This window comes from Micromonospora sp. A3M-1-15 (assembly GCF_024213425.1).
Classification (GTDB): Bacteria; Actinomycetota; Actinomycetes; order Mycobacteriales; family Micromonosporaceae; genus Micromonospora; species Micromonospora chersina.
Genome location: NZ_JANAVK010000004.1, coordinates 750,074 through 771,244, shown reverse-complemented (window position 1 = coordinate 771,244; position 21,171 = coordinate 750,074). Strand labels below are relative to the sequence as shown.

The window sequence follows — 21,171 nt, the reverse complement described above, 5'->3', positions numbered from 1 at the left end:
GGCTCAGACCTCGTCGATGAGGTCGGCCACCGAGTCGACGATCCGGGACGGCCGGTAGGGGTAGCGCTCGGCCTCGGCGCGGCTGCTGATCCCGGTGAGCACCAGGATGGTCTCCAGCCCCGCCTCCAGGCCGCAGAGGATGTCGGTGTCCATCCGGTCGCCGATCATCGCGGTCGACTCGGAGTGCGCGTCGATGGTGTTCAACGCCGAGCGCATCATCATGGGGTTCGGCTTGCCGACGAAGTACGGCTCCACCCCGGTCGCCTTGGAGATCATCGCGGCCACCGAGCCGGCGGCCGGCAGCGCGCCCTCCACCGACGGGCCGGTCGCGTCGGGGTTGGTGCAGATGAACCGGGCCCCGTCGTTGATGAGCCGGATCGCCTTGGTGATCGCCTCGAAGCTGTAGGTGCGGGTCTCCCCCAGCACCACGTAGTCGGGGGCGAAGTCGCTGAGCACGTAGCCCACGGCGTGCAGCGCCGTGGTGAGCCCGGCCTCGCCGATCACGTACGCCGTGCCGCCCGGCCGCTGGTCGGCCAGGAACTGGGCGGTGGCCAGCGCCGACGACCAGATCGCCTCCTCCGGCACGTCCAGCCCCATCCGGGCCAGCCGGGCCTGGAGGTCGCGCGGCGTGTAGATCGAGTTGTTGGTGAGCACCAGGAACGGCTTGCCGGAGGCGCGCAGCCGCTTGACGAACTCGGGCGCGCCGGGCACCGGCTGGCCCTCGTGCACCAGCACGCCGTCCATGTCGGTGAGCCAGCTCTGCACCGGCTTGCGGTCATGCATGTGTCGTCCCCAGGGGGTGTCGGAGGTGGTCGGGCTCAGGGTCGGCGGGCCGGGGGCACGCAGCACAGCGCCGGGCAGGTGTCCCAGGCGGGCAGCTCGCCGAGGCGGCGGAAGTATCGTTCGCCGTCCGGGGCGTGCCGTTCCAGCACCAGCTCGCGGACCATCGCCACGAACCGCGGGTCGGTGCCGGGCGTGCCGGCGCGGACGAAGTCCAGGCCGAGCTGCTTGGCCGTGTCGAGGGCCTCGGTGTCCAGGTCCCAGACCACCTCGAGGTGGTCGGAGACGAACCCGATCGGGCTGACCACCACGCCGGTGACGCCCTGCCCGGCGAGCGTGGCCAGGTGGTCGTTGACGTCCGGCTCCAGCCACGGCACCTGCGGCGGCCCGGAGCGGCTCTGCCAGACCAGGTCGTAGGGCAGGTCGGGCGCGGCGGCCGCGTGCACCAGGCGGGCGGCCTCGGCGAGCTGGGCGGTGTACCGGCCGCCGTGCGGGCCGGCGGTGGCGGCCGCCGACACCGGCACCGAGTGCGCGGTGAACACCAGCCGGGTGCTGTCCCGCCGGGCCGGGTCGAGCTGCGCCAGCGCGGCCCGGACCGCCTCGGCGTGCGGCTCGACGAAACCCGGGTGGTCCCAGAACTGGCGCAGCTTCTCGATCAGCGGGGCGTCCGGGCCGACGGCGGCCCGGGCCGCGGCGATGTCCTCCTGGTACTGCCGGCAGGAGGAGTAGCCGCCGTACGCGCTGGTGACGAAGGCGAGGGCGCGCTGGATGCCGTCGTCGCGCATCTGCGCCACCGTGTCGGCGAGCATCGGGTCCCAGTTCCGGTTGCCCCAGTAGACCGGCAGGTCGACGCCGTGCGCGGCGAAGTCCTCCCGGATCGCCGCGAGCAGGTCACGGCACTGCTGGTTGATCGGGGACACCCCGCCGAAGTGCAGGTAGTGCTCGGCGACCTCGGCGAGCCGCTCCGGCGGCACGCCCCGCCCCCGGGTCACGTTCTGCAGGAAGGGCAGCACGTCCTCGGGCCGCTCGGGGCCGCCGAAGGAGACCAGCACCAATGCGTCGTACGCCATGGTCCCATTCTCCCCCGACGGCCGTGCCGGTCCGGCGACCACCCCGGGTCGAGCGGGTTTCGCGCCCGGTGTCAGGCGCCGATCGCGTGGTAGCCGCCGTCGACGTGGACGATCTCGCCGGTGGTGGCCGGGAACCAGTCGGAGAGCAGCGCCAGGCAGGCCCGGGCGGCCGGCTCCTGGTCGGTGAGGTTCCAGCCCAGCGGGGCGCGCTCGGTCCAGGCGTCCTCGAACTGGTCGAAGCCGGGGATGGACTTGGCGGCGATGGTGCGCAGCGGCCCGGCGGCGACCAGGTTGCTGCGGATGCCCTGCTTGCCCAGGTGCAGCGCCAGGTAGCGGGAGGCGGACTCCAGCCCGGCCTTGGCCACGCCCATCCAGTCGTAGACCGGCCACGCCTTGGTGGCGTCGAAGGTGAGGCCCACCACGGCGCCGCCCGCCGACATGAGCGGCAGCGCCGCCATGGCCAGGGACTTGTAGGAGTAGGTGGAGACCTGGAGGGCGGTCGCCACGTCCTCCCAGGGCGCGTCGAGGAAGCCGCCGCCGAGGCAGCTCTGCGGGGCGAAGCCGATCGAGTGCACCACGCCGTCGAGGCCGTCGACGTGCTCGCGCACCCGGTCGGCCAGGCCGGCCAGGTGCTCGGTGCTGGTGACGTCCAGCTCGATCACCGGCGCCGGCTCGGGCAGCCGCTTGGCGATCCGCTCGACGAGGGAGAGCCGGCCGTAGCCGGTGAGCACGACCTGCGCGCCGTTCTCCTGGGCGAGCTTCGCCACCGAGAAGGCGATCGAGGCGTCGGTGATGACGCCGGTGACCAGCAGCCGCTTACCGGCCAGGAGTCCGGACATTGTGCTATCTCCTCCGTACTTTCTCAGTGGCCCATGCCCAGGCCGCCGTCGACCGGGACGACGGCGCCGGAGATGTATCCGGACGCGTCCGAGGCGAGCCAGGTGACGGCGGCGGCGACCTCCTCCGGGCTGGCCATCCGGCCCGCCGGGATCTGCTTGCGGATCTCCGCCCGGCGCTCCTCGGACAGCGCCGCGGTCATGTCGGTGTCGATGAAGCCGGGCGCCACCACGTTCGCGGTGATGTTGCGGCTGCCCAGCTCGCGGGTGATCGAGCGGGCCACCCCGACCAGGCCGGCCTTGCTGGCCGCGTAGTTGACCTGGCCGGCGCCGCCGGCCAGGCCGACCACCGAGGAAATGAAGATCATCCGGCCCCACTTCGCACGGAGCATCTTCGTCGAGGCCCGCTTGGCGACCCGGAACGCGCCGGTCAGGTTGGTGTCGAGCACCCGGGTGAACTGCTCCTCAGACATCCGCAGGAGCAGCGTGTCGTCGGTGATGCCGGCGTTGGCGACCAGCACCTCGACCGGGCCCAGCTCGGCTTCGACAGCGGCGAACGCGGCGTCCACCGACTCGGCGTCGGTCACGTCACACTTCACGCCGAACAGACCCGCCGGGGCCTCGCCGCTGCGGTGGGTCACCGCCACCCGGTCGCCCTGCTTGGCGAAGGCCTGCGCGATGGCCAGGCCGATTCCCCGGTTTCCGCCGGTCACCAGCACGGTACGGGCCACGGTTCCCCCTCTGCTCAGCTGATCTCCCATCGGTGGCGAGCCTAGGGGTTACCGGCAGGTAAGCGCTAACGCGGGCGGCCCGCCGGGAAGCCCGCCGACCCGGTCGGGCCGGGGTGCGTGGACCGGTCGGCCGAGTGCGTGCCGCCGGCGCGCCGGGTGTACGATGATCGACGTTTGCGGGCAGTGGATTCGCCCGCCGTCGAGCCCCGCCGACCGCAGGAGGTGATCGCTGTGCGAGATAGCGATCCTCCCAGTCGTGGCCGGGCCGACCGTCAGCCCCGCTGAGCCACGACTCAGTCGGCGCGGCTGACCCCGCTCCCCGCCCTCCGCACCGCCCCGCTCTCCTCGGCCGTCCGCCGGGGCGACCCTGGCGCGCGGCGCCGGCGGAGCACCCCGGTCACGACTTCGTGTGCGTACGTCCTGATCCACACCCGCGGTCCGTCCCGCCGGACCGTCCGTCGCCACGGAGCAGTCCCATGAGCCGTTACGTCGCCCCGCTGGGCTTCACCCTCGCCGCCGTCTGGGTGGCCGTCCTCTTCGTCCTGGCCGGCGGCGGTCACTGACCACCACCGGCCAGGCCCCGGCCGTCCCGCCTCAGATCAGGCGGGACGACCAGAGCAGGCTCAGCCCTCCCGCGCAGAGCGCGAGGAGCAGCGCGATGCCCGCGTACCACTGGGTGATCTCCCGCGGCTCGGTCCGGAAACCGATCGAGCTGCCCATGTCCTGGTAGACCTGCTTCAGCTCGCTGACCGAGGCCGCCTCGTAGAAGTAGCCCTGGGTGGTCTCGGCGAGCTGCGACAGCGCCATCCGGTCCACCGGCACCCGCTGGAGCTGGCCGCCGATGTCGACCTGCCCGGAGTCGGTGCCGAACGCGATCGTCGAGACCGGCACGTTGGCCGCCTGCGCCGCCGCGGCCGCCTCCTCCACCGACCGGCCCGAAGTGCGGTAGCCGTCGGAGAGCAGCACGATCCGCGCCGGCGGGACGCCGGCCGCGCCGTCCGCCGGCACCGAGCGGATCGCCTCCAGGCAGGTGAAGACCGCCTCGCCGGTGGCGGTCGCCTCCGCCAGCACCAGGCCGTCGATGGCGGTGGTCACGGCGCCCCGGTCCTTGGTCGGCGGGACCAGCACGTTCGCCGACTTGGCGAACGAGACAAGCCCCAGGTTGTAGCTCTCCGGCAGCTCGCCGACGAACTGCTTGGCCGCCTCCTGCGCGGCCTCCAGCCGGTTCGGCGCCACGTCGTCGGCCTGCATCGACAGCGACACGTCGATGGCGAGCATCACGGTCGCCCGTTCGAGGGGCTCCTTGGTGTCGATCGCCGGCCTTGCCAGCCCGGTGGCGAGCACCAGCAGGCAGAGCAGGAAGGCGGTGGCCGCCGCGTGCCGCCGCCAGCCCAGCCCCTTCGGCGCCAGGGTGCGCAGCAGGTCCACGTTGGTGAACCGCATGGCGTACTGCCGGCGGTGCAGCTGCCGCCAGACGTACGCGGCGGCCAGGGCGAGCACCGGCAGCACGGCCAGCAGCCACCACGGTTGCAGAAAACGGATCATCGGGTCGTCCCTCGGGTGCGGGCGTGCCGCTGCGCGGCCACGAAACGCACCATGTCCAGCAGCCAGTCTCGGTCGGTACGCAGTCGCAGGTGGGCCGCGCCGGCGGTGCGCAGCTCGGCGGCGATCGCCGCGCGCTGGGCGGCCGCCGACTCGGCGTACCGGCGGCGCAGGCCCGGATCGGCGGTCTGCACCTCGTGCAGCTCGCCCGTCTCCGGGTCGACCACCGGCAGCACCCCCACGTCGGGCAGTTCCAGCTCGCGCGGGTCGACGACCTCGACGGCCAGCACGTCGTGCCGGACCCGCAGCTTACGGAGCGGCCGGCCCCACTGCTGCGGCGGCGCGAGGAAGTCGGAGATCACCACCGCCACGCCCCGCCGGCGCGGCGGGCGGTTGAGCATGTCGACGAGGACGCCCAGGTCGCTGCGGCCGGGCCGGATCTCGGTGCCCGCGATGGCCCGCAGCAGCCCCTGCGCCTCCTTGCGCCCGGCCCGGGCGGGCAGCCGGTGCAGCGAGCCCGGCCCGGCGGGCGGGGAGCCACCCCGCCACCGGCCGGCCGGCGCCGGTGCGCCCGTGCCGACCACCGCGCCGATCCGGTTGCCGCCCCGGACGGTCAGGTGGGCCAGGGCGGCCGCGGCGGCGACCACCACGTCCCGCTTGAGCCACCGACCGGTGCCGAAGTCCAGGCTGGCCGAGAGGTCGACCGCCAGCCAGGTCTCCAGCTCCCGGTCGGCGACCGTGCGCCGGACGTGCGGCATGGTGGTGCGGGCCGTGACCGGCCAGTCCATCCGGCGCACGTCGTCGCCGGGGCGGTACTCGCGGGACTCCCCCGCCTCGCTGCCCGGGCCGGGCAGCAGCCCCGCGTAGTCGCCCTGGAGCAGCCCGTCCAGCTTCCGGGTGACCATGAGCTGCAACCGGGCGAGGACGGCGCCGGAACGGTCACCGCTGGCCGGCGGTCGGGTGGGTGGGGTCACGGCCGCTGCCCGGGCCAGCCGTTGTGCGGGACGGCCGGTGGCGGCGGCGTGGCCTGCTGCCGGGGTGCGACCGCGGGCAGCGGGATGGTCGACATGACCCGGTGCACGATGTGGTCGGCGGGCACGTCGTCGGCGAGCGCGTCGTAGCTGAGCACCAGCCGGTGCCGCAGGATGTCCGGGGCGATGTCCTGCACGTCCTGCGGCAGGGCGTAGTCCCGGCCGCGCAGCAGGGCCAGCGCCCGGGTGGCCCGGACCAGGCCGAGCGAGGCGCGCGGGCTCGCGCCGTACTGGATGAGCTGCGCGACGTCCGGCATGCCGTGCTCGGCGGGGGCCCGGGTGGCGAGGACCAGCCGGACCGCGTAGTCGACAAGCGCGTTGTGCACGAAGACCTGGTCGGCCTTGTGCTGGAGCGCGATGAGGTCCGGGGTGTCGAAGACCCGGGCCGGCTCGGGCGGCGCGACGCCCATCCGGTAGACGATCTCGCGCTCCTCGGCGTCGGTCGGGTAGCCCACCACGATCTTCATGAGGAACCGGTCCCGCTGCGCCTCGGGCAGCGGGTAGACGCCCTCCTGCTCGATCGGGTTCTGGGTGGCCATCACCAGGAACGGATCGGGCACCCGGTGGGTCTCGCCGCCGATCGACACCTGGCGCTCGCTCATCACCTCCAGCAGCGCCGACTGCACCTTCGCCGGGGCCCGGTTGATCTCGTCGGCCAGCAGGAAGTTGACGAAGACCGGGCCCAGCTCGACGTCGAACTTCTCGCTGGACTGCCGGTAGATCCGGGTGCCCATGATGTCGGCCGGCACCAGGTCGGGAGTGAACTGGACCCGGGCGAACGACCCGCCGACCACCTTGGCCAGGGTCTCCACGGCGAGCGTCTTGGCGACGCCGGGCACCCCCTCCAGCAGGCAGTGCCCGCGGGCGAGCAGGGCCACGAACATCCGCTCGACCATCCGGTCCTGGCCGACGATCACCCGCTTGATCTCGAACAGCGCCCGCTCCAGCAGGGTGGCGTCCTGCGCCGGGGTGGTGGTCGCCGGGGGCGGCGCGTCCGGCACGGCCTCGGTCGGGGTCGGGGCGTCGGGCGTGGTCGGCTGGGCCACCGGTCCTCCACAGCTTGGTCGTCGTCGCGGGATGGTGCGTGTCAAGACTGTCATGCCTCGCTGAGAGGCGAGGGCGGGAGAGGGACGATTTTCGCCGCGCCGTCCCACGGCCCGGAAAACCCTGAACACGGGTGGACAACGAGGGGTCCGGCGTGTGTACGATTCATCCCGTCGCCGGGCGGCTCCCCCCGTGGCCGCCCGGCGCTAAAGCTTCCGGCGTGCGGCCCTAGACTCGCCCCGGTGACCACTCCCGCTCCCCCCGACGAGCCGCTGATCTGTTCGGCGCGGGGATGCCGCGCTCCCGCGATCTGGGAGCTGCGCTGGAACAATCCCCGCCTGCACCCGCCGGAGCGGCGCAAGACCTGGCTGGCCTGCGCCGCACACCGCGGGTCGCTGGGCGACTTCCTCGACGCACGCGGCTTCCTGCGCGAGGTCGTACCGGTGCCCGGATCGCCTACGCTCGAAGGGTGATTGAGCGCAGCGGATCACCCGGGTGAACAGTGACGACCTCGCCGGCCGGCCGCCGACCCCGACCGGCCCCCTGGAGCCCTGGCCGGACACCGTCCGGTGGCAGCCGATCTCCCGCGACCTGATCTGGGTGGAGCTGATCCGGCTCGGCATCGGCCTCGCCGTGGCGCTGGTGGTGCTCGGCGTGGCCTGGGCGCTCGCCGGGCACTGGCTGTTCGGCGCCGCCATGGGCGTGGCACTGCTGCTGGCCGCCTGGCGGGCGGTCACCATCGTCCGCGCCGTGCGCGCCTGGGGCTACGCCGAGCGGGCGGACGACCTGCTGGTCCGGCACGGGCTGCTGGTGCGGCGGCTGTCCATCGTGCCCTACTCCCGGATGCAGTTCGTCGACGTGAGCGCGGGTCCGCTGGAGCGCGCCTTCGACCTGGCCACCGTGCAGCTGCACACCGCCGCGGCGGCCAGCGACGCCCGGGTGCCGGGCCTGCGACCGGCCGAGGCGTCCCGGCTGCGGGACCGGCTCACCGCGCTGGGCGAGGACCGGGCGGAGGGGCTGTGAGCTCCGGCCCGGCCGAGCCGGAGCCCGACGGCCCGCCGCCGCACCCACCCGCCGACGGCCCTCCCGCCGGCACGCCGCCGCCTGCCGCACCGCCGCCCGCCGGCGCCGAGCCGGCACGGAACGGCCACCCGTGGCCACCGCAGCCCGGCCACGCCCACCCGCCCGGACCCGCCGCCCCGGACGGACCGTGGCCCGGGTACGGCCACCCCGCCCCGCCACCCGGCTACGGCCACGCCACGCCCCCACCTGGCTACGGCCACCCCGCGCCCCCGCCCGGCTACGGCTACCCCGCGCCGCCCTGGTCCGGACCGGGTCATCCCGCGCCGGCCGGACCCGGTCCCTGGGGACCGGGCGGGCCGGGCGGGCCAGGCGGGCCGGGCTGGCCGGGCGCACCGGCACCCGCGGGCGAGGAGCCGCGGCAGCGGCTGCACCCGCTGAGCCCGGCGCTGCACGGCGCGAAGTCGCTGGTCGTGGTGATCGCCGGGCTCTCCTGGTCGACGCTGTCCCGGGTCGGCTTCGGCTGGTTCGCCGTGCTGGTCGCGGTCTTCGCCCTCGGCGCCACCGTCCTCTCGGTGGTCAGCTGGTGGAACACCGGATACCACGTGGTGGGCCGCGAGCTGCGGGTGCACGAGGGGCTGCTCTGGCGGCGTACCCGGGCGATCCCGCTGGAGCGGTTGCAGGCCGTGGAGGTGGTCCGGCCGCTGCTCGCGCAGCTCACCGGGCTGGCCGAGCTGCGGCTGGAGGTGGTCGGCGGGGGCAAGACCGAGGCGCCGCTGGCGTACCTGAGCGTGGCCGAGGCCACCGCGCTGCGGCACCGGCTGCTCGCCGTGGCCGGCCGCGCCCCCGCGACCGGCCGCGCACCCGAGGCCGCCCCGCCCGCCGCCGGCGCACCGCCCGCGCCGGCCCCGGCCGCGGCCGGGCGAGCGCTGCACGCCGTACGCAACCAGGACCTGCTGGTCAGCCAGCTGCTCACCCCGCAGGCGTTCCTGCTCCCGTTCGGCCTGGCGTTCGTGGTGGCCCAGTTCGTCTCCGAGGGATCCTGGTCGTTCATCGCGGTGGCCAGCACGCTGACCGCGATGGCCGGCGTGGTGCTGCAACCGGTCCGCCGGGTGCTCGACGACTGGGGCTTCCGGCTCGACCGCGACGGCGACGCGCTGCGGGTGCGCAACGGGCTGCTGGAGACCCGGGTGCAGACCGTGCCGCTGCACCGGGTGCAGACCGTCGGGGTGACCTGGCCGCTGCTCTGGCGGATGAAGGGCTGGCTGCGGCTGCGGCTGGAGGTGGCCGGCTACTCCGCCGCCGAGCCGGACGACCGGAACCGCCCGGACCGGCTGCTGCCGGTCGGCGACGCGCCCACCGCCGAGCTGGTCGTGGCGGAGGTGCTCCCCGGCGTACGGCTGGGGGCGCTGCCCGACACGCTGCCGCCCCGGCGGGCCCGCTGGCTGCGCCCGCTGAGCCGGGCGAGAGTCGGCGCCGGCCTCGACGAGCAGGTCTTCATAACCCGGTCCGGGCTGCTCACCCGGCGGTTGACGCTGGTGCCGTACGCCCGGATCCAGAGCGTGCGGGTGACCCAGGGGCCGGCGCAGCGGCGGCTGCGGCTGGCCACCGTGCACGCCGACACTGCCGGCGGTTCGGGTGCGGCGGCACCGGACCGGGACCTGGCCGAGGCGTGGGAGCTGGCGGCGGAACTGACCGCGCGGGGGCACGCCGCCCGCCGGAGCGACCGGGGCCGGCCGGGCTGACCCGGGCCGAGCGACCGGACGGTCAGCGCTCGACCGGGCTGAGCAACCGGCCGGTCACCGCTCGCACGTGAGCCGCGCTGACCCGGCCGGGCATCAGCGCTCGACCGGCACCGTGGCCGGGTCGGCGGCGGGAGCGGGATCGGCCCGGTCGGCGGCGGGCGTGGCCGGGCCCGCGGGCGCGGGGTCGGCCGCCCGGGCCGGCTCGGCGGCGGTCGCCGCTCCGGCCGGGGCCAACGCGGCGCGGCGGGCCCGGCGGGCCGCCCACCAGCGCTCGGCCAGCCCCACCACCAGGAAGGTCAGCCCGACGTACGCCCAGCCGACGAGCACGTCGATCAGGTAGTGCTCGCCGCTGTAGATCAGCGTGAAGGTCATGGCCAGCGGGTACGCCAGCAGCAGCGGCCACCAGCGCTTCCGGGTGCCGCGCAGGAAGAACAGGACCACGAACAGGGCGAACGCGGTGTGCAGCGACGGCATGGCGGCCACCGGGTTGGAGGCGATCTGCCCGGCGTTGAGCAGGTTGCCCGCGCCGTGCATGCCGATCTCCTTCCACCCCCGGGTGGAGATCCGCGCGACGTCGGTGAGCAGCCCGTTCTGGGCCGCCCACCACGGCGGGGCGGCCGGGTAGAGGAAGTAGGTGGCCAGCCCGGCCGCGCAGAGGAAGCCCCACCGCCGCATGTACGCGCCCCAGCGCGCGCGGTCGCGCAGCCAGAGCACCGCGGCGGCGGCGAGCGTCGCCACGAAGTGCGAGAAGTAGATCCAGCTGACCGCCACGTCCCACCAGTGCACCTGGTCGGGCCGGTAGAGGTGCTGCTGGAGCCAGATCGTGGGCACCTCGCCGCCGGTGGCCCAGCCGGTCAGGAACCGGTCGGCGACGATCAGCTCCATGGCGTGCGGTGTCGCGCCGTTGTCGGCGAACCCCCGGGACAGGTTGTACGCGGCCAGCAGCAGCACCACCGGGATCCAGTCCCGGGCGAAGCGCAGGTGGCTGCGCCACGGGCGGGACGAGTGCCAGGCGATGGTGCCGGCCCAGATCCAGAGGAACGCGTACGCCGGGTCGGTCGGCAGGCCGATGGCGAGCCAGGCGGCCACGAAGGCGATCCCCCAGATCGCCATCGCTACCACGCGACGGCGCCCGCCGTCGGGGGACGCGGTCGGTCCGGCGGGGGCGGGGGGCGGGGGATCAGTCAGCACGGCCATCGCGGACAAGGTTAACGGCGGGCGACGGGGCCGCCGACGCCGACCGCCCGCCACCGGGGCAGGTCGCCCCCCGGTCCGGGCCCGGGAGGGCCGGGGTGGCGGTGTGGACGCCGCCCGGGCCCGGGGCGGCTGCACTAGGCTCGGCCCATGCAGGAGCAGCCGGAGCCGCCCCTCGCCCCGGGCCTGACCGCCCGGGTCGAGCTGACCGTCGCCGACACGGACACCGCGCTGGCGGTGGGCTCGGGCGACGTGCCCGTGCTGGGCACGCCCCGGGTGCTCGCGCTGGCCGAGGCGGCGACCGTGGCGGCCACCGCGGCCCGGCTGCCGTCCGGGTCGACGACCGTCGGCACCCGGGTCGAGCTGGAGCACCGCGCGGCCACCCCGGTCGGGCGGACCGTGGCGGCCCGGGCCGAGCTGGTCAAGGTCGACGGCCGGCGGCTGACCTTCGAGGTGATCGTGACCGACGGCAACGAGGTCGTGGCCACGGGGCGGGTCGAGCGGGCGCTTGTCGACCGGCAACGCTTCGTCGAGCGCGCCGTGCGGGCGTCATGACCGCCCGGTTCGTCGAGGTCGCCGACCGCGTGCACGTGCTGCGCGACCCGCTGCTGCACGTCAACGTGACGCTGGTGGTGGGCGACGGCGCGGCGCTGCTGGTGGACACCCTCTCCACCGCCGGGCAGGCCCGGGAGCTGGCCGAGGCGGCCCGCGCGGTCACCCCGCACCCGTGGACGATCGTCAACACCCACCACCACTTCGACCACTGCTTCGGCAACGCCACGCTGGCCGCTGACCCGCCCCGCCCGGTGTACGCGCACGCCCAGGCCGCGGCCGTGCTCCGCGACCATCCCGACGAGCTGCGCCGGGCCGCGGCCGAGGAGATGCGCGCGGAGCAGCCGGACCTGGCCGCCGAGCTGGCCCGGACCGAGCTGCTGGCACCGACCCACCCGGTGCAGGGCGAGGCGGTGCTGGACATCGGGGGGCGGCGGGTGGTGCTGCACCACCCCGGGCACGGGCACACCGACGCCGACCTGGTGGTGCACGTGCCGGACGCGGACGTGCTGGTCGCGGGGGACCTGGTGGAGCAGAGCGGGCCGCCGGCCTTCGAGGAGTCGTACCCGGTGCAGTGGCCGGACGCGGTGGCCGGGCTGCTCCGGCTGACCACGCCGGCCACCGTGGTGGTGCCGGGGCACGGCGCGCCGGTCGACGTGGCGTTCGTGCGGGCCCAGCACGCCCAGCTCGCCCAGCAGGCCTGGCTCATCCGGGCCGGCCACACCGGCAGCGCCCCGCCCGAGCGGGTGGCCGCCGAGTCGCCGTTCGGCGCCCGTCCGGGTCTCATCGCGGCCCGCCGCGGCTACGCCGAGCTCGACGGCGCCGCCTGACCGCCCGCAGCGGGTCAGGGGCGGGCGCGCAGGGCGGCGAGCAGGGCGTCGAGGTGCGGGGCGGCGGCGACGATCGCGTCGCGGGCCGGCGGGTCGAGGGTGGCCAGCGCCTCGGTGAGCAGGGCGCTGCGGTGGGCCGCGTAGTCGGCCATTCGGGCGCGGGCGGCGTCGGTGAGGGTGAGCCGCGCCACCCGGCGGTCGTCCGGGTCGCGGTCGCGCGCCAGCAGACCGGCGCCGGTGAGCTCGCGGACCAGGGTGCTGACCGTGTTCGGCGCCGTGCCCAGCCGGCGTGCGACCTCCTTGCCGCTGATCCCCGGCTCGGCGCGGACCAGGTGCAGCAGTTCCACCTGCGCCTCGGGCAGGGAGTCCCGGTTGGCCCGGGTGACGACCTTGCGGCGCAGCAGCCGGTGCAGCTCCCCCACGACGGCGCCGAACCGCGCGACGGGCTCTTCACTCGCCACGGAGTCACCTGCTTCACATCGCAATAGTTCTGAGTACAGAGCTAAGGTTACTCGGCGATCACCGATCCCAGGGGGAACCTCGTGAGCCAGACCGTGCGGACCGCCGCGCGTCCGACCGTCCACCCGCCCGCCGCCGGGGGTGGCGCGACGCTGCTGGTGCTGCTCGGCACGCTCACCGCGATCGGCCCACTCTCGCTGGACATGTACCTCCCGGCGTTCCCGGCGATGACCCGCGACCTCGGCGCCGACCAGGCCGGCATCCAACTCTCCCTCACCACCTGCCTGATCGGCCTCGCCGTCGGCCAGTTCGTCACCGGCCCGCTCAGCGACCGGTGGGGGCGGCGGCGCCCGGTGCTGATCGGCGTCGCGGCGTACACCGTCCTGGCGCTCGCCTGCGCGGCAGCGCCGAGCGCCCCGGTGCTGGCCGCCGCACGGTTCGCCCAGGGTCTGGCCGGCGGCATGGGGGTGGTGGTCGCCCGGGCCGTGGTCCGCGACCTCTACGCCGGCCGCGACGCCGCGAAGTACTTCTCCCGCCTCACCCTGGTCTTCGGGGTCGCGCCGGTCGCCGCGCCGAGCGTCGGCAGCCTGGTGCTGCGCTTCGGCGACTGGCGGGCGGTCTTCCTCACCCTGGCCGCCATCGGGTTGCTGCTCTCCGTCGCGGTCGCCCGGCGCCTGCCGGAGACGCTGCCGCCCGAGCGCCGCAGCACCGGCGGCTTGGCCGCCACCGCCCGGACCATGCGGTCGCTGGCCGCCGACCGCGTCTACCTCGGGTACGCGCTGACCCAGGGCTTCGCGTTCGCCGGGCTGTTCGCGTACATCTCCGGGTCGTCGTTCGTGTTCCAGGACGTCTTCGGCGTCTCCGCGGTGGCGTTCAGCCTGGTCTTCGGGCTCAACGCGCTCGCCCTGGTGGCCACCGGGCAGGCGAACGCCCGCCTGCTCGACCGGTTCAGCCCGCGCCGGCTGCTGTCCACCGCGCTCGTGGTCGGCGTGGTCGCCGCGGCCGGCGTGCTCGCCGGGGCGCTCGCCGGCAGCCTCGCCGTGGTCGCGGTGGCGCTGTTCGCCTTCGTCGGCTCGCTGGGCATGGTGACGCCGAACAGCACGGCGCTGGCGCTGGACGCGCACGCCCGGCACGCCGGCACGGCCGCCGCGCTCATGGGCGGCATCCAGTCGGTGGTCGGCGCGCTGGCCGCACCCCTGGTCGGCCTGGGCGGCGAGGGCAGCGCCGTGCCGATGGCCGTCGTGCTGGCGGTCGCCGCCGCCCTCTCCCTCACCGCCGTGCTCACCCTCGCCCGCCCGCGCTGACCTCAGCGGAAACGCTCGGCCACCGCCTCCCGGGTGGGCATGGCGGTGGCCCCGCCGGGTGACTCGCAGACCAGGCCGGCCACCCGCAGGGCGAAGGCCACCCGGTCCCGCCAGCCAATCGGGTCCACCGGCTCGCCGGCGTGCAGCAGGTCGGCGATGAGCGCACCCATCACCGAGTCCCCCGCGCCGGTGGCGTCCACCGCGTCGACCTTCGGCGCGGGGACGCGTACCACGTCGTCCGCGGCGGCGACCAGGGCGCCGTCCGCGCCGAGGGTGACCACCACGGTCGCCGCGCCCAGTTCCCGCAGGTACGCGGCGACGCCCTCGACCGGCTCGTGCGGGTAGAGCAGGCGCGCGTCGGCGGCGCTCAGCTTGACCAGGTGGGCGCTCGCGGCGAACTCGGCGACCACCCCGCGCAGGTCGTCCAGCGCGCCGGGGCCGGTGAGCAGGCGGGGCCGCACGTTCGGGTCGAACACCCGCAGCGCCCCGGCCATCGACCAGGCCCGGCGGGCGGCGGCCAGCACCGGCGGGTCGAGCAGCACGATCGAGCCGCAGTAGAGCACCTGCGCGCCCTCGACCAGGGCCACGTCGAGGTCGTCGGCGGTGAGCAGGGCGTACGACCGGGGTTCGCCGTAGAAGCGGAAGTCCGGTTCCGGGCCGGCGAAGGTGGCCACCGCCAGCGCGGTCGGCGCCGGCACGGTGACCGCCCCGGCCAGTCCGACACCCGCGTCGCCCAGGAAGGCGCGGATCCGCGCGGCGAGCGCGTCGTCGCCGAGCGACCCGACGAACTGGACGTCCCCGCCGAGCCGGGCCACCGCCACGGCCACGTTGAGCGGCCCGCCCCCGATCGCCTGCCGGTAGACGGGTTCCCCGTCGTGCTCGGCGTCGAGCAGGTCGACAAGCGCCTCGCCGAGCACCACCGCGTACCCCATCCTGGCTCCCTCCGTCCGTCGTACCTCCGATCCTGGCGCATGGCGCGTCCCGGCGCGACGAGACGCCCGCATCGACGGGCGGCTATTGCGCGGGATGCCCGGACGTGATGGGATTGCGCGTGCCGGGAGGGCGCGGGGGCTGCCGCGCCGCCGGCCGCCGGGTCGAGCCGACGCGAGGGCACTCACCGGTCCGTGGCACGGACCGCAGGCGGTGCGCGTCCCCCGACGGCCCCGGCCGCACTCCGACCGCCGGGCGTGGCACCGCGATCGTCGCATCCGCTCGTCGCAGCGGGGCGGCCCGTGCGGGTCGCGCCCCGCGAGTCAGGAGATCCCGTGCACCGATCCCGTACGGCCGCGCTGCTCACCGCGGCCGCCACCCTGGCCCTGGGCGCGTTCGCCCTGGTCACCGGCCCCGACCCGGCCGCCGCGCACGGCGCGGCGATGACCCCGGGCGCCCGGACCTACCTGTGCTGGAAGGACGGCCTCACCGCGACCGGGGAGATCCGCCCGAACAACCCCGCCTGCGCGGCGGCGGTCGCCCAGAGCGGGGCCAACTCGCTCTACAACTGGTTCAGCGTGCTGCGCTCGGACGCCGGCGGCCGGACCGTCGGGTTCATTCCCGACGGCAAGCTGTGCAGCGGCGGCAACCCGAACTTCAGCGGCTACGACCTGGCCCGCACCGACTGGCCGGTCACCCACCTGACGGCCGGGCGGTCGATGGAGTTCCGCTACAGCAACTGGGCCCACCACCCGGGCACCTTCTACTTCTACGTGACCAAGGACAGTTGGAGCCCGACCCGCCCGCTGGCCTGGAGCGACCTGGAGGAGCAGCCGTTCCTCCAGGTGACCAACCCGCCGGCGATCGGCTCGCCCGGCACGAACGACGGGCACTACTACTTCAACGGCACCCTGCCGGCCAACAAGAGCGGCCGGCACATCATCTACTCCCGCTGGGTCCGCTCGGACAGCCAGGAGAACTTCTTCGGCTGCTCCGACGTGACCTTCGACGGCGGCAACGGCGAGGTGACCGGGATCGGCAACGGCGGCACGCCCTCGCCGGACCCCACCACGCCGACGCCGGGCCCGACCAGCCCGACCCCCACGCCCACCTCGCCGAGCCCGACGCCGACCCCGACCATGCCGGGCGGGGCCTGCATGGCGGTCTACAAGGTGGTCAGCGCCTGGCAGGGCGGCTTCCAGGGCGAGGTCATGATCATGAACCACAGCACCCGTACCTACAGCGGCTGGACCGCGAACTGGACCTGGCCCAGCGGCCAGACCATCACCCAGCTCTGGAACGGCACGGTGAGCACCAGCGGGGCGGCCGTGACGGTCACCAACGCCCCCTACAACGGGAGCGTGCCACCGGAGGGCACCACCACGTTCGGCTTCACGGCGAACTTCTCCGGCACCAACACCCTGCCCACGGTCACCTGCACCGGCCGGTGACCCCGAGTTGAGAAGGGCCCCCGGGGCGTACCCCGGGGGCCCTTCGTCACGCCTGCGTCAGCGGACCATGCTGCCGACCACCGGCTTCGTGAGCAGGGCCGACTGGTTGCGCTGGATGCCCGGGTCGAGGGTCTTCGCCACGAAGATGGCGTGCCAGATGCAGAAGATCAGCACGGTCCACACCTTGCGGGAGTGGTCCGCCTCCTCCCGCTTGTGCTCGTCCAGCAGCCGCATGGCGTACGACAGGTCGATGAGGTCGCCCGCGCCGGAGGTGGCCAGCACGTGCCGGGCCCACTCGTACATCTCGCCGCGCAGCCAGACCCGGGTCGGGGTCGGGAAGCCCAGCTTCTTGCGGTTGACGATGGCCGGCGGCACCACGCCCTGCAACGCCTGGCGCATGGCGTACTTGGTGGCCTCGGAGCGCGGCGGCAGCTTCAGGTCGACCGGGATCCCGGCCGCCACGTTGAACACCTCGCGGTCCAGGAAGGGCACCCGGACCTCCAGCGAGTGCGCCATCGAGATCCGGTCGGCCTTGACCAGGATGTCGCCGCGCAGCCACGTGTAGAGGTCGACGTACTGCATCTTGGTGACGTCGTCCAGCTCGGTGCACTCGGCGTAGATGGGCGAGGTGACGTCGGTGTAGCGGACCGAGGGGTCGTAGCGGCGCAGCAGGTGCTGCTTCTCCTCCTCGGTGAACATCCGGGCGTTGCCGTAGTAGCGCTCCTCGATCGGGGTGGTGCCCCGCTCCAGGAAGCTCTTGCCCTTGACGCCCTGCGGGATGGCCTTGGAGACCGCCCGCAGGCCCTTCTGCACCCCGCCCGGCAGGCTGTTGACCGCGTTGAGCGACAGCGGCTCCCGATAGATCGTGTAGCCGCCGAAGAACTCGTCCGCGCCCTCACCGGAGAGCACCACGGTGACGTGCTCGGCGGCCTTCTTCGCCACGAAGTAGAGCGGCACCAGGGCCGGGTCGGCCACCGGGTCGTCCAGGTGCCAGACGATCTTCGGCAGCGCCTCGATCATGTCCTGCGGCCCGATCTTGGTCGGGATGGTGGTCACGTCGAGGTGGCGGGCCGAGTCCTGGGCCACGTCGATCTCGGAGTAGCCCGGCACGTCGTAGCCGACCGTGAAGGTCAGGATGTTCGGGTTGAACTCCCGGGCGAGGGCCACCACCGCGGTGGAGTCGATGCCGCTGGAGAGGAACGAGCCGACCGGCACGTCGGACCGCATGTGCATCCGGACGCTCTCCCGCAGCGTCTCCCGGATCTCGTGGTAGAGCTTCTGCTCGTCGGAGACCGGGGCCGGGCGGAACACCGGCCGGTACCAGCGGCGCACCTCGATCCGGCCGCCCGGCGTCCAGGTCAGGTACTCCCCCGACCCGATCCGGCTGATCCCCCGGTGCAGGGTGCCCGGCTCCGGCACGTACTGGAGGGTCAGGTAGTGGCTCAGGTTGGCGGTGTCGATCCCCGCGTCGCCCTGGTACGCCGAGTGCGCGAAGGGCAGCAGCGCCTTCTTCTCCGAGGCCAGGTAGAGCCCGTCCTGGGTCTCCAGGTAGTGCAGCGGCTTGATGCCGAAGTAGTCCCGGGCGCCGAAGGCCCGCCGCTCCTGCCGGTCCCAGATCACGAAGGCGAACATGCCGCGCAGCTTGGTGAGCACCTGCTCACCCCAGTAGTGGTAGCCGGCGACGATCACCTCGCCGTCGCCGTTGGTGGCGAACTGGGCGCCGTAGTCGCGGATCAGCTCGTCCCGCAGCTCGATGTAGTTGTAGATCTCGCCGTTGAAGGTGAGCAGGTAGCGGCCGTTCGCGTAGGGCAGCGGCTCGTGGCTCAGCGCCACGTCGATGATCGCCAGCCGCTTGTGGGCGAACACTCCGTCCGCGTACCGGCCGGAGGCGTCGCCGACCACCTCGACCCCGGTCTCGTCCGGGCCGCGGTGGTGCAGGCACTCCAGTGCTCCGGCGATGTGGTCGCGGTGAGCGGCGGCGTCACCGCGCGCGCTGAAAAAGGCCAGGAGTCCGCACATGGGGGCCATCTTTCCACGCGCCGGAAGCCACCGTCGCGGCACCGCAGGCACTCCCCGCTCCCGCGCGCGCGGTACCGTCTGGACCAGCGACGAGGCGCAAGGAGGCGGACATGGCCGAGGAGCGGACGCAGCAGAGAAAGCCGGCGGACGGCACCGAATCGCACGACCCGGACTTCCCGGAGGCGTTCCTGTCCTTCATGCGGCAGGGCTGGCGGGACACGGAGCTGCCGGTCGGTCCCCGACCGGAGGTGCCCAACCACGCCAAGCGGCGGGCCGCGTTGGCCGAGGCGTTCCCGGGCGAGACGCTGGTCATCCCGACCGGCACCGAGAAGGTACGCGCCAACGACACCGACCACCGGTTCCGGCCGGGCAGCGACTTCGCCTACCTGACGGGCGACCTGGAGCCGGACAGCGTGCTCGTGCTCCGGCCGGGCGGCGAGGCCACGCTGTTCATGCGGCCCCGGTCGTCCCGGGCGACCGACGAGTTCTTCCGCAGCCGCCACGGCGAGCTGTGGGTGGGCCGGCGGCCGACGCTGAAGGAGAAGTCGACCGAGCTGGGCCTGCCCACCGCCGACCTGACCGAGCTGGACGCGGCGCTGGCCGAGCTGGCGCCGGGGCGGACCCGGGTGCTGCGCGGTTTCGACGCCCGGGTGGACGCGGCGGTGCGGCCGTACGACGGCGCGCGGGACGAGGGGCAGCCGGGCCGGGACCGGGAGCTGGCCATCGCCATCTCGGAACTGAAGCTGGTCAAGGACGAGTGGGAGATCGCCCAGCTCCAGGAGGCGTGCGACGCGACCGTCCGCGGCTTCGAGGACGTGGCCCGGGCGCTCCCGGCCGACCGGGCGGTCTCCGAGCGACTGCTGGAGGGCGTCTTCGCGCTGCGCGCCCGGCACGACGGCAACGACGTCGGCTACGGCTCGATCGTGGGCGCCGGCGAGCACGCCACGATCCTGCACTGGGTGCACAACCACGGGGCCACCCGCCCGGGCGAGCTGCTGCTCATGGACATGGGCGTGGAGAACCGCAACCTGTACACGGCCGACGTCACCCGGGTGCTCCCGGTCGACGGCCGGTTCACCCCGCTCCAGCGCCAGGTCTACGACGCCGTCTACGCCGCCCAGCAGGCCGGCATCGACGTGATCAAGCCGGGCGTGGCGTTCCGCGACGTGCACCTGACCGCCATGCGGGTGCTCGCCGAGGCGCTGAAGGACCTGGGCCTGCTGCCGGTGAGCGTCGACGAGGCCATGGACCCGGCGTCGACGGTCTACCGCCGGTGGACGCTGCACGGCACCAGCCACATGCTCGGCATCGACGTGCACGACTGCGCCAACGCCCGCAAGGAGACCTACCGGGACGGGCCGCTCGGCGAGGGCTACGTGCTCACCGTCGAGCCGGGGCTCTACTTCCAGCCGGAGGACGAGCTGGTCCCCGAGGAGCTGCGCGGCATCGGCGTGCGGATCGAGGACGACATCCTGGTCACCGCCGACGGTTCGGTGAACCTCTCGGCCGGGCTGCCGCGCCGCTCGGACGAGGTGGAGACCTGGCTGGCCGAGCAGCGCGAGGCCGGCCCCCGCCTGCCCGGCTGATCCGACCGGCACGACCCCCGGCGGGCCCGCCGCCGGCGTCTGCGAGGTTTCTCGCGGTAACGACGCCGACGCCGGGCCCGTCGTCGTTTGCGCTGCTCACGGTGCTCCTGGCGTCGCTCCGCCCCGCTGCACCGCCCGGCCGCATGTGAGCCAAATGCGCGATTTCTTCGGATACGTCCGCGTCGCGAGGATCCTTCTCATACGGTGGCGATCAGAGGCTGCAACCGATTTGTAGCTGGTCGCGCGGCTGAGACCGGTGCGACCCCTTTGGTAGAAACCGAAAGGGCGGAAGGCTCTGATGTCCAACGACGTAACGACTTCCGACGGCGGGGCGCCGACGCCCCCGCCGACGAGCAGGCGACGGGCACTCTGGGTCGCCACCGGCGTGGCCGGGCTGACCGGCGTCGTCGGCCTGGCGGCCCTCGGTGGCCTCGCCGCTCGCGACGACAAGTCCGGCGAACCGCAGCGGGTCGCGGAGAACCACGCGGCGCCCCAGAACGCCGGCGACTCCGGCAAGAGCGCCGACGAGGAGCACAAGGACAAGGACAAGAAGGGTGAGGAGGGCCGGGACCGTGGGGAGTGGGACCCGGACGGCGCGGATCACGGGACGGTCCGGGAGGTGCCGTGTGACGACGAGGAGCTGGTCGAGGCGGTCGATCTGGCGAACCGGGATCACGGCGGCACGCTGAAGCTGGCGGAGAACTGCACGTACGAGCTGAACGTGAAGGACCGCAAGAACGGTGCGGCCCTGCCGGAGATCAAGCAGGACATCACGATCAAGGGCAACGGCTCGACGATCAAGCGGGACTCCGAGGACACGTTCCGGATCTTCCGGGTCGCCGACGGCGGCGAGCTGACCCTGAAGGACCTCACCGTCAAGGGCGGCAACGCCACCGAGTTCAAGTACGGCGGCGGCGGACCCCAGATCCCCACCCCGCCGGCGGTCATGGGCGCGGCGCCGGGCTCGCAGGGCCCGGGGTCGTGGGACCAGGACAAGGACAAGGACAAGGACAAGAAGCAGGGCGAGGGTGACGGTGGCGCGCTCCT

The 21,171-nt window shown here is 74.2% G+C and carries 19 protein-coding genes and 1 pseudogene; 9 read left to right on the top strand and 11 right to left on the bottom strand.

The genetic code is table 11. The features are described from left to right. Nucleotides 1-3: 3 nt before the first annotated feature. The 7 genes from NLX85_RS24035 to NLX85_RS24005 form a co-directional block, all read right to left on the bottom strand. Nucleotides 4-870, bottom strand: coding sequence for an HAD-IIA family hydrolase (locus tag NLX85_RS24035; protein ID WP_254338822.1), 867 nt, complete (start codon nucleotides 868-870; stop codon nucleotides 4-6). Next, a complete protein-coding gene (locus NLX85_RS24030; protein WP_254338701.1) occupies nucleotides 819-1,850 on the bottom strand; it encodes a ferrochelatase in 1,032 nt (343 codons plus the stop codon). The genes NLX85_RS24035 and NLX85_RS24030 overlap by 52 nt, the downstream gene beginning before the upstream one ends. Nucleotides 1,851-1,921: 71 nt before the next feature. After that, nucleotides 1,922-2,689 (bottom strand): enoyl-ACP reductase FabI, encoded by a 768-nt coding sequence (gene fabI, locus NLX85_RS24025; RefSeq protein WP_091320911.1) that lies wholly within the window; start codon nucleotides 2,687-2,689, stop codon nucleotides 1,922-1,924. A 23-nt stretch (nucleotides 2,690-2,712) separates the two neighbouring features. Next, nucleotides 2,713-3,417, bottom strand: coding sequence for a beta-ketoacyl-ACP reductase (gene fabG / locus NLX85_RS24020; protein WP_254338699.1), 705 nt, complete (start codon nucleotides 3,415-3,417; stop codon nucleotides 2,713-2,715). A 594-nt stretch (nucleotides 3,418-4,011) separates the two neighbouring features. Then, complete coding sequence (locus NLX85_RS24015; RefSeq protein WP_254338697.1) at nucleotides 4,012-4,962, bottom strand: VWA domain-containing protein; 951 nt, start codon at nucleotides 4,960-4,962, stop codon at nucleotides 4,012-4,014. Further along, nucleotides 4,959-5,951: a DUF58 domain-containing protein gene (locus tag NLX85_RS24010; protein WP_254338820.1), complete on the bottom strand. Its 993-nt coding sequence runs from the start codon at nucleotides 5,949-5,951 to the stop codon at nucleotides 4,959-4,961. Before NLX85_RS24010 ends, NLX85_RS24015 begins: the two co-directional genes overlap by 4 nt. After that, nucleotides 5,930-7,036: a MoxR family ATPase gene (locus NLX85_RS24005; RefSeq protein WP_254338695.1), complete on the bottom strand. Its 1,107-nt coding sequence runs from the start codon at nucleotides 7,034-7,036 to the stop codon at nucleotides 5,930-5,932. Before NLX85_RS24005 ends, NLX85_RS24010 begins: the two co-directional genes overlap by 22 nt. A 240-nt stretch (nucleotides 7,037-7,276) precedes the next feature. Here NLX85_RS24005 and NLX85_RS24000 point away from each other — a divergent pair, with 240 nt between their 5' ends. The 3 genes from NLX85_RS24000 (at nucleotide 7,277) to NLX85_RS23990 (ending at nucleotide 9,799) form a co-directional block, all read left to right on the top strand. Further along, a complete protein-coding gene (locus NLX85_RS24000) occupies nucleotides 7,277-7,507 on the top strand; it encodes a hypothetical protein (protein ID WP_212834388.1) in 231 nt (76 codons plus the stop codon). Between the two features lie 22 nt (nucleotides 7,508-7,529). Continuing rightward, a complete protein-coding gene (locus tag NLX85_RS23995) occupies nucleotides 7,530-8,057 on the top strand; it encodes a PH domain-containing protein (protein ID WP_254338692.1) in 528 nt (175 codons plus the stop codon). A 425-nt stretch (nucleotides 8,058-8,482) separates the two neighbouring features. Continuing rightward, nucleotides 8,483-9,799: a PH domain-containing protein gene (locus tag NLX85_RS23990; protein ID WP_254338818.1), complete on the top strand. Its 1,317-nt coding sequence runs from the start codon at nucleotides 8,483-8,485 to the stop codon at nucleotides 9,797-9,799. Between the two features lie 93 nt (nucleotides 9,800-9,892). Here the strand turns inward: NLX85_RS23990 and NLX85_RS23985 are convergent, their stop codons facing one another. After that, on the bottom strand, nucleotides 9,893-10,996 hold the full coding sequence (locus tag NLX85_RS23985) for a phosphatase PAP2 family protein (protein ID WP_254338690.1): 1,104 nt from the start codon (nucleotides 10,994-10,996) through the stop codon (nucleotides 9,893-9,895). A 147-nt stretch (nucleotides 10,997-11,143) separates the two neighbouring features. Between NLX85_RS23985 and NLX85_RS23980 the strand changes: the two genes are divergently transcribed. Both NLX85_RS23980 and NLX85_RS23975 read left to right on the top strand, forming a co-directional pair. Next, nucleotides 11,144-11,548, top strand: coding sequence for a thioesterase family protein (locus NLX85_RS23980; RefSeq protein WP_254338688.1), 405 nt, complete (start codon nucleotides 11,144-11,146; stop codon nucleotides 11,546-11,548). Beyond that, a complete protein-coding gene (locus NLX85_RS23975) occupies nucleotides 11,545-12,375 on the top strand; it encodes an MBL fold metallo-hydrolase (protein ID WP_254338686.1) in 831 nt (276 codons plus the stop codon). The genes NLX85_RS23980 and NLX85_RS23975 overlap by 4 nt, the downstream gene beginning before the upstream one ends. A 14-nt stretch (nucleotides 12,376-12,389) precedes the next feature. Here the strand turns inward: NLX85_RS23975 and NLX85_RS23970 are convergent, their stop codons facing one another. Further along, the gene (locus NLX85_RS23970) at nucleotides 12,390-12,836 is read right to left on the bottom strand and encodes a MarR family transcriptional regulator (protein WP_254338684.1); all 447 of its coding nucleotides are present in this window, start codon (nucleotides 12,834-12,836) and stop codon (nucleotides 12,390-12,392) included. 81 nt (nucleotides 12,837-12,917) lie between these two features. On the opposite strand from NLX85_RS23970, the gene NLX85_RS23965 reads away from it, so the two are divergent. Further along, nucleotides 12,918-14,138, top strand: a complete 1,221-nt coding sequence (locus NLX85_RS23965) for a multidrug effflux MFS transporter (RefSeq protein ID WP_254338682.1) — start codon at nucleotides 12,918-12,920, stop codon at nucleotides 14,136-14,138. 2 nt (nucleotides 14,139-14,140) lie between these two features. Here the strand turns inward: NLX85_RS23965 and NLX85_RS23960 are convergent, their stop codons facing one another. Further along, complete coding sequence (locus NLX85_RS23960; protein ID WP_254338680.1) at nucleotides 14,141-15,070, bottom strand: carbohydrate kinase; 930 nt, start codon at nucleotides 15,068-15,070, stop codon at nucleotides 14,141-14,143. Between the two features lie 333 nt (nucleotides 15,071-15,403). Here NLX85_RS23960 and NLX85_RS23955 point away from each other — a divergent pair, with 333 nt between their 5' ends. Continuing rightward, complete coding sequence (locus NLX85_RS23955) at nucleotides 15,404-16,519, top strand: lytic polysaccharide monooxygenase (protein WP_254338678.1); 1,116 nt, start codon at nucleotides 15,404-15,406, stop codon at nucleotides 16,517-16,519. Between the two features lie 57 nt (nucleotides 16,520-16,576). Here the strand turns inward: NLX85_RS23955 and asnB are convergent, their stop codons facing one another. Continuing rightward, nucleotides 16,577-18,538, bottom strand: a complete 1,962-nt coding sequence (gene asnB / locus NLX85_RS23950) for an asparagine synthase (glutamine-hydrolyzing) (RefSeq protein WP_189197928.1) — start codon at nucleotides 18,536-18,538, stop codon at nucleotides 16,577-16,579. A 110-nt stretch (nucleotides 18,539-18,648) separates the two neighbouring features. On the opposite strand from asnB, the gene NLX85_RS23945 reads away from it, so the two are divergent. After that, nucleotides 18,649-20,124 carry an aminopeptidase P family protein gene (locus NLX85_RS23945; protein ID WP_254338676.1) on the top strand — a complete coding sequence of 492 codons (1,476 nt, stop codon included), beginning with the start codon at nucleotides 18,649-18,651 and terminating at the stop codon, nucleotides 20,122-20,124. A gap of 298 nt (nucleotides 20,125-20,422) precedes the next feature. After that, nucleotides 20,423-21,171, top strand: a pseudogene (locus NLX85_RS23940) (hypothetical protein); the annotation flags it as partial.